Below are 13,495 nucleotides of genomic sequence, written 5' to 3' on the forward strand. Positions count from 1 at the left end.
GTTCAATGGGGAGTTCACAGTGAAACCGGTCAAAGTAGGCATCTGTGGGTTGGGGACCGTCGGTGGCGGAACCTTCAATGTACTTCAGCGCAACGCCGAGGAGATCGCCCGCCGTGCCGGGCGCGGTATTGAAGTGGCACAGATCGCCATGCGCTCGCAGAACCCGAACTGCCAGATTACCGGTACCCCCATTACCGCTGATGTGTTCGAGGTCGCGAGCAACCCGGAGATCGACATCGTCATCGAGCTGATCGGCGGCTACACCGTCGCCCGTGACCTGGTGCTCAAGGCCATCGAAAACGGCAAGCACGTGGTCACCGCCAACAAGGCCCTGATCGCCGTGCACGGCAACGAGATCTTCGCCAAGGCCCGCGAGAAGGGCGTCATCGTCGCCTTCGAAGCCGCGGTGGCCGGTGGCATCCCGGTGATCAAGGCGATCCGCGAGGGCCTGTCGGCCAACCGCATCAACTGGTTGGCCGGCATCATCAACGGTACCGGCAACTTCATCCTCACCGAGATGCGCGACAAAGGCCGTGCCTTCCCTGACGTGCTCGCCGAGGCCCAGGCCCTGGGGTACGCCGAGGCTGACCCGACCTTCGACGTCGAGGGCATCGACGCGGCGCACAAGCTGACCATCCTGGCCTCCATCGCCTTCGGCATCCCGCTGCAGTTCGACAAGGCCTACACCGAGGGCATCACCCAGCTGACCACGGCCGACGTCAACTACGCCGAGGCCCTGGGCTACCGCATCAAGCACCTGGGCGTGGCCCGTCGCACCGACGACGGCTTCGAGTTGCGCGTGCACCCGACGCTGATCCCCAGCGACCGTCTGATCGCCAACGTCAACGGTGTGATGAACGCGGTGATGGTCAACGGCGACGCCGCCGGCTCGACCCTGTACTACGGTGCCGGCGCCGGCATGGAGCCGACCGCTTCCTCGGTGGTCGCCGACCTGGTCGACGTGGTCCGCGCCATGACCTCCGACCCGGAGAACCGCGTGCCGCACCTGGCCTTCCAGCCCGATTCACTGTCGGCCCACCCGATCCTGCCGATCGAAGCCTGCGAAAGCGCCTACTACCTGCGCATCCAGGCCAAGGATCATCCGGGCGTGCTGGCCCAGGTGGCGAGCATCCTCTCGGAGCGCGGCATCAACATCGAGTCGATCATGCAGAAGGAAGCCGAGGAGCAGGACGGCCTGGTACCGATGATCCTGCTGACCCATCGCGTGGTCGAGCAGCGTATCGACGACGCCATCGTCGCCCTGGAAGCCCTGCAGGACGTGGTCGGCAAGGTCGTGCGTATTCGCGTCGAACAGCTCAATTAAGCGGCAAGCTTCAAGCAGCGAGCTGCAAGATAAAGGCAGTTCGGCGTTGAGGCTTGGAACAGATGACACATGCGGCAAGGGTGAGGCGCGAGTTACAGGAACGATGCCGATCGGCTTTTTCTTGTAGCGTGCCGCTCGAAGCTTGCCGCTCGAACCAAAGGTTTGCACCCATGCGCTATATCAGTACCCGCGGCCAGGCACCGGCCCTGAACTTCGAAGATGTCCTGCTGGCTGGCCTGGCCAGCGACGGCGGCCTGTACGTGCCGGAAAACCTGCCGCGTTTCACCCAGGAAGAGATCGCCTCCTGGGCCGGCCTGCCGTACCACGAGCTGGCCTTCCGGGTGATGCGCCCGTTCGTCGAAGGCAGCATCGCCGACGCCGACTTCAAGAAGATCCTCGAGGAAACCTACGGCGAGTTCGCCCACGCCGCCGTGGCGCCGCTGCGCCAGCTGGACAGCAACGAGTGGGTCATGGAGCTGTTCCACGGCCCGACCCTGGCGTTCAAGGACTTCGCCCTGCAACTGCTCGGCCGCCTGCTCGACCATGTGCTGGCCAAGCGTGGCGAGCGCGTGGTGATCATCGGTGCCACCAGCGGCGACACCGGTTCGGCCGCCATCGAAGGCTGCCGCCGCTGCGACAACGTCGACATCTTCATCCTGCACCCGCACCAGCGCGTCTCGGAAGTGCAGCGCCGGCAGATGACCACGATCTTCGGCGACAACATCCACAACATCGCCATCGAAGGCAACTTCGACGACTGCCAGGAAATGGTCAAGGCCAGCTTCGCCGACCAGTCGTTCCTCAAGGGCACCCGCCTGGTGGCGGTGAACTCGATCAACTGGGCGCGGATCATGGCCCAGATCGTCTACTACTTCCACGCCGCGCTGCAACTGGGTGGCCCGGCGCGCTCGGTGGCCTTCTCGGTGCCGACCGGCAACTTCGGCGACATCTTCGCCGGCTACCTGGCCCGCAACATGGGCCTGCCGATCAGCCAACTGGTAGTGGCGACCAACCGCAACGACATCCTGCACCGCTTCATGAGCGGCAACCAGTACGTCAAGGACACCCTGCACCCGACCCTGTCGCCCTCGATGGACATCATGGTCTCGTCCAACTTCGAGCGCCTGTTGTTCGACCTGCATGGCCGCAGTGGCGCCGCCATCGCCGAGCTGATGGAACGCTTCAAGCAGGGCGGTGGTTTCAGCGTCGAGCAGGACCGCTGGACCGAAGCGCGCAAGCTGTTCGATTCCCTGGCGGTGACCGACGAGCAGACCTGCCAGACCATTGCCGAAGTGTTCGCCAGTACCGGTGAAGTGCTCGACCCGCATACCGCGATCGGCGTCAAGGCCGCCCGCGAGTGCCGCCGCAGCCTGGATACGCCGATGGTGGTGCTGGGCACCGCGCACCCGGTCAAGTTCCCCGAAGCGGTGGAGAAGGCCGGCGTCGGCAAGGCCCTGGAGCTGCCGGCCCACCTGAGCGACCTGTTCGAGCGCGAGGAGCGTTGCACGGTCCTGGCCAACGACTTGAAAGCGGTGCAGGCGTTCGTCAGCCAGCACGGGAATCGTGGCAAGCCGCTGTAAGACGAGTGATTGATTGGGGCCGCTTCGCGGCCCCAATGTCTATCCACCCATTATCCGCAGACCGTTCCCACTGCGGTTTCAGACTTTTCCTATATGAGTCGTCAGGTGACTTCCCTAGAGTAACCGCCCCTATCCACCAGGGCGCGCGAAGCCCCAGGAGCGGCCCATGCACCGGCTCAACGTGCTCATCCACCAGGCACGTCCTTCCCATCGGATCCTCTTGCACCAGGCCTGCAATGCCCTGGGCATCTTCAATGTGCGCCTCACCCAGGGCCTGCCCGATACCCAGGCAAGCTTGGCCCAGGGAGACGCCACCGACCTGCTGATCCTCGACCATGCCATGCCCGAGGCCAGCGGCCTGGCCCTGCTCCGGCATGTGCTGCAGACACGGCGCCCACGCGCGCTGCTGTTCGTCGGCCAGCCGTCACCGGGCAAGGCGGACCTGGCCCAGCAAGCCCGACAACAGGGCCTGTGGGTCATCGCTGAACTGCGCTGGCCGTTGTCGACGGCCGCCCTGCACGATGCCGTGCGGCGCTTGCGACCCATTCCTGGAGCATGCGGCGCAAGGGATACTCAAACGGTCATCTGCCTTGCGCATGCTCATTGATACGGGGGCGGCTAGACGAACTTCCTCCGCTCCCCAAGGTCAGTTCCGATAGGTTCCAAGAACAGCGAGTACGCCGGATGGAAAGAATCTGCAAACTGCTCAATGATGCCCTGACCCCGTACCAAGCCCAACTCGGCGAAACAGACGCCAGCGGCAAGCGCCAGCTGACAGTGATCGACAACCAGGGGGCGGTGATCCTCAGGCGTGCGGTAAGCCCGCGCCAATTGCAGGAGCAACAACTGCTGGTCGACCTGGTGGATGGCCTGCACCGTGACCTGCAGATCGTCGAAGGCCGCCTGCAGCCCTGTGTGATCGCGGCCTTGCAGCACCAGCAGTCATTGCCGGGAACCTTCGCCTGAGCGCTTTATCTGACACAGTGAGGGCAGGCTGACGGCACTCTGCTCCGGTGCTGTGGGCTGTCCCGGGAGTCCTTCAGGGCTTTCGCTCGACCCCGGACGCTCTCCCCGGCATCCGGGGTTTCTTTTTGTCCGTCCGGCCACGAAGGCTGTCAGCGGGGCGCGTCCTGCTGGTCTTTGAAGAAGCGCCGGCTCTGTTCCAGATAGTCCTCGCGCAGGTCCGGGTCCAGCCACTGGGCATACTGCTCGGGCAATGGGGCGTGGCGCAAGGTGGCCAACAACGGGTCGATATGGCCGATGGCCTCGCGTCCGAGCGGCGTGTCGGAGCAGCCCACGTGGAAGAACTGGTAACGGTCCACCCCCTGGATCGGATGGAACACGTATTCGTCCAGCGATCCGCCTTGCTGCTGGATCATGTAGCGCGCCTCCGGCCAGTAGCCGAGCACCAGTTGCAGGCGCCCCAGGCGCTGCATCTGCAGCAGGTTGGCGGTGGCGTCGTTGCCGTAGTGGCGGCTGAAGGCGCTGTCGGGCAATTGCCGCAGGATATCGTCGACCTGTGCGCTGTAGCTGCGCTCGGCGACGATGCCGAGCTTGAGCCGGGTCTGCGCCAGCAGGCGCTGGAGGTCGATCTTGCCGCGCTCCAGGAAGGGCGCCAGCAGGGCCTGGTCCTGGCGGCGCACTACCAGCCCGCTGCTCAGCACGCCGAGAAAGGGCGTGGAAAATTGCACGAACCTGGCCCGCTCCGGCGTCCATAGCAGGGTCGGGTCGCAGGTGAGGTTGGGTCTCTGGAGCATCTGGAGGCCACGGGCACGGTTGACCCGGACGATGCTGTGGTCGTACTCGGGCATCTGCGCGATCAGTTCCGGTAGCATGCGGTCGATCACGCCCTGGCCTTTCTCCGAGCCTTCGAAGATGGTGAACGGTGGCAGGTCGCGCACCAGCCACAGCAGGCGCTCCTTGGCCTCGGTCATGGCCGGCAGCAACCCGCACAGCAGGATCAGGAGGCCAAGCAGGCGTCCGCCGGGCATGTGCATGGCGTGTTGCGCGCGATCAGATCGCGCCGGCTTCGCGCAGCCGGGCGATGGCCGTGGCATCGTAGCCCAGGGTGCCGAGCACGGATTCGTTGTGTTCGCCCAGGCCCGGCCCCACCCATTCGCTGGAGCCTGGGGTGTCGGAGAGCTTGGGCACGATGCCTGGCATCCTGAACGGCTTGCCGTCCGGCAGGCGGGCCTGGAGGAACATCTCGCGGGCCAGGAACTGCGGGTCGCTGAACATGTCCTCGGCCGAATAGATACGGCTGGCGGGCACCTGGGCATCGTTGAGCACTTGCATTACCTGGGCCAGTGGCAGGCCGTTGGCCCAGCGGTCGATCACCCCGTAGAGCTCGTCGCGGCGCAGGTCGCGGCCATCGTTGGTGGCCAGGCCAGGGTCGTTGGCCAGGTCGTCGCGGCCGATGGCCTGCATGAAGCGCTTGAAGATGGCATCGCCGTTGGCGCCGATCTGCACGTGCCGGCCATCGGCGGTGGTGTGGATGGAGGAGGGGGTGATCCCCGGCATGATGTTGCCGGTGCGCTCGCGAATGAAGCCGAACACGTCGAACTCCGGGACCATGCTTTCCATCATGGCGAAGATGGCTTCGTAGAGCGCGACGTCCACCACCTGCCCCTGGCCGCCGTTGACTTCGCGATGGCGCAAGGCCATCAATGCGCCGATCACGCCCCACAGGGCGGCGATCGAGTCGCCGATGGAAATCCCGGTACGCACCGGCGGGCGGTCCTCGAAGCCGGTGATGTAGCGCAGGCCGCCCATGGATTCGCCGACCGCGCCGAAACCGGGCTGGTCCTTCATCGGGCCGGTCTGGCCGAAGCCTGACAGGCGCACCATGACCAGGCGCGGGTTGAGGGCGTGCAGCACGTCCCAGCCAAGGCCAAGCTTTTCCAGCACGCCGGGGCGGAAGTTCTCGATCAGGATGTCGGCCTCGGCCAGCAGGCGCTTGAGGATCTCGCGGCCTTCGGGGTGCTTGAGGTTGAGGGTCAGCGATTGCTTGTTGCGCGCCTGGACGAACCACCACAGCGAGGTGCCCTCGTACAGCTTGCGCCACTTGCGCAGCGGGTCGCCGCCATCGGGCGACTCGACCTTGATCACCTCGGCGCCGAATTCGGCGCAGATGCGGGAAGCGAAGGGGCCGGCGATGAGGGTGCCGAGCTCGATGACTTTCAGGCCGGCGAGGGGTTTGCTGGGCGTGGGCATGGGGCGTCCGTGGCGATGGGTTTGGCCCTTGGTTGTATCACAGGTGGTGCATGGCAGGTACTGCCAGGGTGGGGCTGCCTTGCTGGCGATGGGGCGCGAAGCGGCCCTGAATGGACGCCGAATGTCTTGCCAGGCCCAGCATTGGGACAAGCCCGCGAAGAAGGCCGTCAGCGCCCCGCGACTGTCCACGATCGGTTAGACTGTGCAACTTTTCTTTGCAAGAAGCCCGTCGCCATGGCCCAGCCGTCCACCACCTACAAATTCGAACTGAACCTGACCGATCTCGACCGCGGCGTGTACGAAAACGTCAGGCAGACCATCGCCCGTCACCCCTCGGAGACCGAGGAACGCCTGGCCGTACGGCTGCTGGCCTACGCGCTCTGGTACAACGAGAACCTGGCGTTTGGCCGTGGCCTGTCGGATGTGGATGAAGCAGCCCTGTGGGAAAAGAGCCTGGATGACCGTGTCCTGCACTGGATCGAGGTCGGCCAGCCGGATGCCGAGCGCCTGACCTGGTGCTCGCGTCGCACCGAGCGCACCAGCCTGCTGGCCTACGGCAGCCTGCGGGTGTGGCAGAACAAGGTGGTGGATGCGGTCAAGGGCCTGAAGAACCTCAGCATCGCCGCCGTGCCCCAGGAGGTGCTGGAGACCCTGGCCACGGACATGCCCCGCTCGATCAAGTGGGACGTGATGATCAGCGAAGGCACGGTATACGTCACCGACGACCGCGGCCAGCACGAAGTGCAGCTGGAGTGGCTGCTCGGTGAGCGTGGCTGACCTGTTCCCTACCTGACTGCCGAAGATCCCATGCGTATCGAACCTCGCCCCCTGCCGCCGAGCCTGCCGTTCCTGGGCAACCTGCCTCCCTTGTTGACCCGCCTGTATGCTGCCCGTGGCGTGCAGTCCGAAGCCGAGCTGGACAAGCGCCTGGCACGCCTGCTGCCCTTCCAGCAGCTCAAGGGCATCGACGCTGCGGTGCAGTTGCTGGTCGAAGCCCTCGACCAGCGCCAGCGTATCCTCATCGTCGGTGACTTCGATGCCGATGGCGCCACCGCCAGTACGGTCGGCGTGCTCGGCCTGCGCCTGCTGGGCGCGGCCCAGGTCGACTACCTGGTGCCCAACCGCTTCGAGTACGGCTATGGCCTGACCCCGGAGATCGTCCAGGTGGCTTTGCAGCGCGAGCCGCAGTTGCTGATCACCGTCGACAACGGCATCTCCAGTGTGGAGGGGGTGGCCGCAGCCAAGGCCGCCGGGCTCAAGGTGCTGGTCACCGACCACCACCTGCCCGGCGAGCAGTTGCCGCAGGCCGACGCCATCGTCAACCCGAACCAGCCGGGGTGCGATTTCCCGAGCAAGGCCCTGGCCGGGGTCGGGGTGATCTTCTACGTGCTCATGGCGCTGCGCGCGCGCCTGCGCGATCTGGGGCGCTACGACAACCAGCCGCAGCCGAACATCGGCGAGCTGCTCGACCTGGTGGCGCTGGGCAGCGTGGCCGACGTGGTGCCGCTGGATGCCAACAACCGCATCCTGGTCCACCAGGGCCTGGAGCGTATCCGCGCCGGCCGTGCCCGGCCCGGGATCAAGGCGATCCTCGAGGTGGCGCGGCGTGACCATCGGCGCATCACCTCCACCGACCTGGGCTTCATCCTCGGCCCGCGACTGAACGCCGCCGGGCGCCTGGACGACATGAGCCTGGGTATCGAATGCCTGCTCAGCGATGACCCGGCCCAGGCCCTGGACATGGCACGCGAGCTGGATGCCTTGAACCAGGACCGCAAGTCCATCGAACAGGGCATGCAGCGCGAGGCGTTGGCCCAGCTCAAGGACCTGCCGGTAGAGTCCATGCCCTATGGCCTGTGCCTGTTCGATGCGGACTGGCACCAGGGGGTGATCGGCATCCTCGCCTCGCGCCTGAAGGAGCGCTACCACCGCCCGACCATCGCTTTCGCCGATGCCGGGGAGGGCATGCTCAAGGGCTCGGCGCGCTCGGTGCCGGGTTTTCACATCCGCGATGCGCTGGATGCGGTGGCGGCGCGCCATCCGCAGTTGATCAGCAAGTTTGGCGGGCATGCCATGGCCGCCGGCCTGTCGCTGCCAGCAGACAACTTCCCGGCTTTCGCCCAGGCCTTCGACGAGGAGGTTCGCCGCCAGCTGCGCGAGGAGGACCTGACCGGGCGCTTGCTGTCCGACGGTACCCTGGCGGTGGAGGAGTTCCACCTGGACCTGGCGCGTGCCCTGCGTCATGCCGGGCCCTGGGGGCAGCACTTTCCCGAGCCGCTGTTCCACGGCGTGTTCCAGTTGGTCGAGCAGCGGGTGGTGGGCGAGCGGCACTTGAAGGTAGTGCTCAAGAGCGAGTGTGGCTCGGTGCGGCTGGACGGCATTGCCTTCGGCATCGACCGCGAGGTGTGGCCGAACCCGACCGTGCGCTGGGTCGAGTTGGCCTACAAGCTGGATGTGAACGAGTTCCGTGGCAATGAAAGCGTACAGCTGATGATTGCCCACATGGAGCCGCGCTGACGGCAACTCCTGTGGGAACGGCGGTTCTGCGAAAGTGCTCTATGCGCGACCGGTACGATTCGATGTCGAGCCACGAGCCACGAGCCAAAGCGATGGCGTGCGATGCGGCCGGGCGGGCGGCGCTCGATCCCAACATCCCACGGAACCACTCCCCCACCCAATCTGGTCTAGTCTGAAGATTGACCGGACCCGGGCCAGGGACGTGCAATTGAGTGTCCGGGCCGGATCACCATTGGAGTCCTTGGGAGGTGCCCTCATGAGCCTGCTGCTCGAGCCTTACACCCTGCGTCAGCTGACCCTGCCCAACCGCATCGCCGTTTCCCCCATGTGCCAGTATTCCGCCGTCGACGGCCTGGCCAACGACTGGCACCTGGTGCACCTAGGCAGCCGTGCCGTTGGTGGCGCAGGCCTGGTGTTCACCGAGGCCACTGCCGTGACCGCGCAGGGGCGCATCAGTGCCGAGGACCTGGGCCTGTGGAACGATGCACAGATCCCGCCGTTGCAGCGCATCACCCGCTTCATCACCGCTCAGGGCGCCGTGCCGGGCATCCAGCTGGCCCATGCCGGGCGCAAGGCCAGCACCTACCGGCCTTGGCTGGGCAAGCATGGCAGCGTCAGCGTGGAGGAGGGCGGCTGGCAGCCGGTCGGCCCGTCGAGGATCGCCTTCGATCCGGAACACACCGTACCCCATGAACTGACCGAGGATGAGATCGGCGGTATCGTCCAGGCATTCGCCGATGCTGCCCGCCGCGCCTTGAGCGCAGGCTTCAAGGTGGCCGAAGTGCATGCCGCCCATGGTTACCTGCTGCACCAGTTCCTCTCGCCGCTGAGCAACCAGCGCCGAGACCGCTATGGCAGTTGCTTCGAGAACCGCATCCGCCTGACCCTGGAGGTGACCGAGGCGGTGCGCAAGGTCTGGCCACAGGAGTTGCCGTTGTTCGTGCGGGTATCGGCCACCGATTGGGTCGAGGATGGCTGGAATCCGGACGAAACCGTCGAACTGGCCCGGCGCCTGCGGGCGATCGGGGTGGACCTGATCGACGTTTCCTCCGGCGGCACCTCGGTCAATGCCGAGATCCCTACCGGCCCTGGCTACCAGACCCGTTTTGCCGAGCGGGTACGCAAGGAGTCGGAGATCGCTACCGGCACTGTCGGCATGATCACCGAACCGGCCCAGGCCGAGCATATTCTGCGCACCGGGCAGGCCGACATCATCTTCCTGGCCCGCGAGCTGCTGCGTGACCCGTACTGGCCGTTGCACGCCGACGATGACCTGGGCGGCAACAAGGCGACGTGGCCGGCGCAATACCAGCGGGCCACCAGCCGGGCGAACCCGATCCACGAGTCAGACCTGCGGGAATAGTATCGGCGCCTTTGTGGGCAAGCCCCAATGCCGGGTGACACTGGGGCTGCTTGGCAGCCCCAGGCTCAATGCCTGATCATCACATGCCGCACGCAGGTGTAGTCCTCCAGCCCATACATGGACATGTCCTTGCCATACCCCGAGTGTTTCTGCCCGCCATGGGGCATTTCGCTGACCAGCATGAAGTGGGTATTGACCCAGGTGCAGCCGTACTGCAGGCGTGCCGCCAGGCGGTGGGCGCGGCCGGTGTCGCGGGTCCATACCGATGAGGCCAGGCCATAGTCCGAGTCGTTGGCCCACTCCAGGGCCTGGGCTTCATCGTTGAAGCGCGTCACCGAGACCACCGGGCCGAACACTTCGTGGCGGACGATCTCGTCATCCTGCAGCGCATCGGCCAGCACCGTCGGCTCGAAGTAGAACCCCTCGCCCGGCAGGGCTTTGCCGCCGGTCACCAGGCGGATGTGGGGTTGGGCGATGGCCCGCTGCACCAGGCCGGCGACCTTGTCGCGGTGCTGGGCGCTGATCAACGGCCCCAGCTCGGTCTCGGGATCGTCCTGCAGGCCAGGCCTGAGGCTGGCCACCGCCTCGCCCAGGCGTTCGACGAAACGCTCGTAGATACCGTCCTGCACATACAGGCGGCAGGCGGCGGTGCAGTCCTGGCCGGCATTGTAGAAACCGAAGGTGCGGATACCCTCGATGGCGGCGTCCAGGTCGGCGTCGTCGAACACCAGCACCGGCGCCTTGCCGCCGAGCTCCATGTGCAGGCGCTTCACGCTGCTGGCCGTGGCGCCGATGATGTGCGCGCCGGTGGGGATCGAGCCGGTCAGCGAGACCATGCGTACCTTGGGATGGGTGACCAGCGGTGTGCCCACGGTCGGGCCGCGACCGAACAGGATGTTGAGCACGCCTGGCGGCAGGATGTCCTTGGCCAATTCTGCCAGGCGCAGGGCGGTCAGGGGCGTCAGCTCCGAAGGCTTGAGCACCACGGTGTTGCCTGCCGCCAGGGCAGGGGCGACCTTCCAGGCGAGCATCATCAACGGGTAGTTCCACGGCGCGATGGAGGCGACCACCCCCAGCGGGTCGCGACGGATCATCGAGGTGTGCCCCGGCAGGTACTCGCCAGCCGCCGAGCCGCCCAGGCAACGGGCTGCGCCGGCGAAGTAGCGGAATACGTCGACGATGGCCGGTAACTCGTCGCCGAGCACCGCGGCGAAAGGCTTGCCGCAGTTCTGCGACTCCAGCCGGGCCAGTTCCTCGGCATGCCGTTCGAGGGTATCGGCCAGCGCCAGCAAGGCCAGGGAGCGGTCCTTGGGGCTGGTCTGCGACCAGTTGTCGAACGCCTGGTCGGCGGCACGCACGGCGGCGTCGACCTGGGCTTCGGTCGCTTCGCCGATCTGCGCCAGGGCGCTGCCCAGGGCCGGGTTCAGCACGGTCCAGGTGGGGCCTTCGCCGGCCACCAGGCGACCGTTGATCAGCATTTGGGTATGCATGCGTCCATCCTCCGTAGGGGGTTTGCGCGCGACGACCACCCACGTGGGCGCGGCACGACCGTGATCCACCAGACTAGAAGCTGGTGCCGCCGGCGACAAATGACACATCGAGCAACATTCGGATGCAAATGCGTTAAGCGAGGATTCAGCCTCCGGGCCTACTCTGGGGTTTTCCTTTCCCCAGGAGGTAACGCCAGATGAACACCCGTGGCCTGCTCGACCAACTGCTCAAGTCCGGACAGACGCTGTTGCAGAACCAGCAAGGCAAGGGCGGGGCGGGCAAGGTGCCTGGCCTTGGCGACCTGCTCGGCGGCCAGGCGGGCAAGGGCGGTGGCCTTGGCGACCTGCTCGGCGGCCAGGCGGGCAAGGGCGGTGGCCTTGGCAGCCTGCTCTCGGGCGCCGGCGGCGGTGCCCTGGCAGCCGGTGCCATGGGCTTGCTGCTGGGCAACAAGAAGGCGCGCAAGTACGGCGGCAAGGTGCTGACCTACGGAGGCCTGGCCGCCCTCGGCGTGCTGGCCTACAAGGCCTACGGCAACTGGCAGGCGCGCCAGGGCGAAGGCCAGCCCCAGGAACCCCGGACCCTCGATCGCCTGCCGCCGGCCCAGGCCGAGCAGCATAGCCAGGCGGTCCTGCGTGCCCTGGTGGCGGCCGCCAAGTCCGATGGCCACATCGACGAGCGCGAACGTGCCTTGATCGAGGGCGAATTCGTCAGGCTCGACGACGATCGCGAGCTGCAGCACTGGCTGCACGCCGAGCTGAACAAGCCGCTGGACCCGGCCGAGGTGGCCAGTGCCGCGCAGACGCCGGAGATGGCTGCCGAGATGTACCTGGCCAGCGTGATGATGGTCGACCAGGAGAACTTCATGGAGCGTGCCTACCTGGACGAACTGGCACGCCAGCTGCGCCTGGAGCCGACCCTGCGCCAGGAGCTGGAGGAGCAGGTCAGGCTTGCCGCCGGGCAGTGATGCTGTGATAGAGGGCATTGCCTAATGCCAGTCGGTTAAGCGGCATTGGGGGCGCTTCGCGCCCCATCGCCGGCAAGCCGGCCACAGGGGCACTGGTGCTCACGCATGGGGTGCCATGTAGAGAACCGTGTGGTGGGCTTGCCGGCGATGGGCTGCAAGGCAGCCCCAAGCCCAGCCCGATCAGGCCTTGAGCGCCTTCTTCGGGTAGATGTCATACCGGCTCGATTTCCCCTCCAGGCTATGGCTAGGCTTGGGCCCCTCGATAATGGGGGCCTTGCGCGGCCGCTTGACCACCACCCGGTGCGAAGCCAACGCCAGCGCTGCCTCGAGCAACGCCGGCGCATCCAGGTCATCGCCGACCAGCGGCCGAAACACGCGCATTTCCTTCTTCACCAGGGCGCTCTTGTCCCGATGCGGGAACATCGGGTCGAGGTAGATGACCTGGGGTGGCTCGCCCTCCCAGCCACGCATGCGCTCGATGGCGTTGCCCGTGAGCAGGCGCATGCGCCCGACGATCGCCGCCACGTCCTCGTCGTCCCGGGCCCGTGCCAGGCCATCCTCGAGCAACGCGGCGATCAGCGGCTGGCGTTCGATCAGGGTCATCTGGCAACCGAGGCTGGCCAGGACGAACGCATCCTTGCCCAGCCCCGCCGTGGCATCCAGCACCTGCGGCCGTATGCCCTGGGCGATGCCCACGGCCTTGGCGATCATTTGCCCGTTGCCACCGCCATAGAGGCGCCGGTGGGCTGCCTGGCCCTCGACGAAGTCCACCCGCACCGGCCCCGGCGCCTGCGGCCCCAGTTGCTGGATCTGCAGGCCATTGGCACCGACCTGCACGGCGAAACCCGCCGTATCGTCCGCAAGCGGCAGGCCCAGGCGCTCGGCCCATGCCACGGCCTGCGCCTGGAATTCAGCCGACAACGCCTCGACCCTGATACCTGTGCCTTGCTCTTGCTCTACCATCCGTACCCGCATCCGAAAAAATTAATGAAACCCCGGCCACGGCCGATATACGCAGTACTCGCTATTCTGCCAGAGCACAA

General features: G+C 66.3%; 12 protein-coding genes. 8 read left to right on the top strand and 4 right to left on the bottom strand.

The window, feature by feature from the left end; translation table 11 throughout:
• The first annotated feature begins 19 nt into the window (after positions 1-19).
• The 4 genes from ACDI39_RS23165 to ACDI39_RS23180 all read left to right on the top strand — a co-directional run bounded on the left by ACDI39_RS23165 (position 20) and on the right by ACDI39_RS23180 (position 3,870).
• On the top strand, positions 20-1,324 hold the full coding sequence (locus ACDI39_RS23165; RefSeq protein ID WP_225787281.1) for a homoserine dehydrogenase: 1,305 nt from the start codon (positions 20-22) through the stop codon (positions 1,322-1,324).
• A gap of 170 nt (positions 1,325-1,494) precedes the next feature.
• Entirely contained in the window at positions 1,495-2,904 is a 1,410-nt protein-coding gene (gene thrC, locus ACDI39_RS23170; RefSeq protein ID WP_253079920.1) for a threonine synthase, read from the top strand.
• A gap of 166 nt (positions 2,905-3,070) precedes the next feature.
• Entirely contained in the window at positions 3,071-3,511 is a 441-nt protein-coding gene (locus tag ACDI39_RS23175) for a DNA-binding transcriptional response regulator (RefSeq protein ID WP_253079921.1), read from the top strand.
• A gap of 77 nt (positions 3,512-3,588) precedes the next feature.
• Positions 3,589-3,870 carry a DUF3509 domain-containing protein gene (locus ACDI39_RS23180; RefSeq protein WP_225787284.1) on the top strand — a complete coding sequence of 94 codons (282 nt, stop codon included), beginning with the start codon at positions 3,589-3,591 and terminating at the stop codon, positions 3,868-3,870.
• A gap of 149 nt (positions 3,871-4,019) precedes the next feature.
• On the opposite strand, the gene ACDI39_RS23185 is transcribed toward ACDI39_RS23180, so the two are convergent.
• Together ACDI39_RS23185 and ACDI39_RS23190 are read right to left on the bottom strand one after the other, a co-directional pair.
• Complete coding sequence (locus ACDI39_RS23185) at positions 4,020-4,895, bottom strand: TIGR02285 family protein (RefSeq protein ID WP_253167825.1); 876 nt, start codon at positions 4,893-4,895, stop codon at positions 4,020-4,022.
• A 22-nt stretch (positions 4,896-4,917) separates the two neighbouring features.
• Positions 4,918-6,117 carry a CaiB/BaiF CoA transferase family protein gene (locus ACDI39_RS23190; RefSeq protein ID WP_225787285.1) on the bottom strand — a complete coding sequence of 400 codons (1,200 nt, stop codon included), beginning with the start codon at positions 6,115-6,117 and terminating at the stop codon, positions 4,918-4,920.
• A 234-nt stretch (positions 6,118-6,351) separates the two neighbouring features.
• On the opposite strand from ACDI39_RS23190, the gene ACDI39_RS23195 reads away from it, so the two are divergent.
• The 3 genes from ACDI39_RS23195 to ACDI39_RS23205 all read left to right on the top strand — a co-directional run bounded on the left by ACDI39_RS23195 (position 6,352) and on the right by ACDI39_RS23205 (position 9,997).
• Positions 6,352-6,894 carry a YaeQ family protein gene (locus ACDI39_RS23195; RefSeq protein ID WP_225787286.1) on the top strand — a complete coding sequence of 181 codons (543 nt, stop codon included), beginning with the start codon at positions 6,352-6,354 and terminating at the stop codon, positions 6,892-6,894.
• A gap of 30 nt (positions 6,895-6,924) precedes the next feature.
• The gene (gene recJ / locus ACDI39_RS23200; protein WP_253079923.1) at positions 6,925-8,634 is read left to right on the top strand and encodes a single-stranded-DNA-specific exonuclease RecJ; all 1,710 of its coding nucleotides are present in this window, start codon (positions 6,925-6,927) and stop codon (positions 8,632-8,634) included.
• Positions 8,635-8,890: 256 nt separating this feature from the next.
• Positions 8,891-9,997, top strand: a complete 1,107-nt coding sequence (locus ACDI39_RS23205) for an NADH:flavin oxidoreductase/NADH oxidase (protein WP_253079924.1) — start codon at positions 8,891-8,893, stop codon at positions 9,995-9,997.
• A 65-nt stretch (positions 9,998-10,062) separates the two neighbouring features.
• On the opposite strand, the gene ACDI39_RS23210 is transcribed toward ACDI39_RS23205, so the two are convergent.
• Positions 10,063-11,487, bottom strand: coding sequence for a gamma-aminobutyraldehyde dehydrogenase (locus ACDI39_RS23210; protein ID WP_225787292.1), 1,425 nt, complete (start codon positions 11,485-11,487; stop codon positions 10,063-10,065).
• Between the two features lie 197 nt (positions 11,488-11,684).
• Here ACDI39_RS23210 and ACDI39_RS23215 point away from each other — a divergent pair, with 197 nt between their 5' ends.
• Positions 11,685-12,452, top strand: a complete 768-nt coding sequence (locus tag ACDI39_RS23215; protein ID WP_253079925.1) for a tellurite resistance TerB family protein — start codon at positions 11,685-11,687, stop codon at positions 12,450-12,452.
• A gap of 180 nt (positions 12,453-12,632) precedes the next feature.
• Here ACDI39_RS23215 and ACDI39_RS23220 read toward each other — a convergent pair whose 3' ends face one another.
• Entirely contained in the window at positions 12,633-13,415 is a 783-nt protein-coding gene (locus ACDI39_RS23220) for a class I SAM-dependent methyltransferase (protein ID WP_225787294.1), read from the bottom strand.
• Positions 13,416-13,495: the final 80 nt, after the last annotated feature.

The organism is Pseudomonas sp. Tun-23181, from assembly GCF_057415455.1.

Excerpts from the sequence above, each read along its gene's own strand:
- ACDI39_RS23175 (WP_253079921.1), top strand. The coding sequence starts at position 3,071 with ATGCACCGGCTCAACGTGCTCATCCACCAGGCACGTCCTTCCCATCGG.
- ACDI39_RS23185 (WP_253167825.1), bottom strand. The coding sequence starts at position 4,895 with ATGCCCGGCGGACGCCTGCTTGGCCTCCTGATCCTGCTGTGCGGGTTG.
- thrC (WP_253079920.1), top strand. The coding sequence starts at position 1,495 with ATGCGCTATATCAGTACCCGCGGCCAGGCACCGGCCCTGAACTTCGAA.
- ACDI39_RS23190 (WP_225787285.1), bottom strand. The coding sequence starts at position 6,117 with ATGCCCACGCCCAGCAAACCCCTCGCCGGCCTGAAAGTCATCGAGCTC.
- ACDI39_RS23205 (WP_253079924.1), top strand. The coding sequence starts at position 8,891 with ATGAGCCTGCTGCTCGAGCCTTACACCCTGCGTCAGCTGACCCTGCCC.
- ACDI39_RS23195 (WP_225787286.1), top strand. The coding sequence starts at position 6,352 with ATGGCCCAGCCGTCCACCACCTACAAATTCGAACTGAACCTGACCGAT.
- ACDI39_RS23180 (WP_225787284.1), top strand. The coding sequence starts at position 3,589 with ATGGAAAGAATCTGCAAACTGCTCAATGATGCCCTGACCCCGTACCAA.
- ACDI39_RS23210 (WP_225787292.1), bottom strand. The coding sequence starts at position 11,487 with ATGCATACCCAAATGCTGATCAACGGTCGCCTGGTGGCCGGCGAAGGC.
- ACDI39_RS23215 (WP_253079925.1), top strand. The coding sequence starts at position 11,685 with ATGAACACCCGTGGCCTGCTCGACCAACTGCTCAAGTCCGGACAGACG.
- ACDI39_RS23220 (WP_225787294.1), bottom strand. The coding sequence starts at position 13,415 with ATGGTAGAGCAAGAGCAAGGCACAGGTATCAGGGTCGAGGCGTTGTCG.
- recJ (WP_253079923.1), top strand. The coding sequence starts at position 6,925 with ATGCGTATCGAACCTCGCCCCCTGCCGCCGAGCCTGCCGTTCCTGGGC.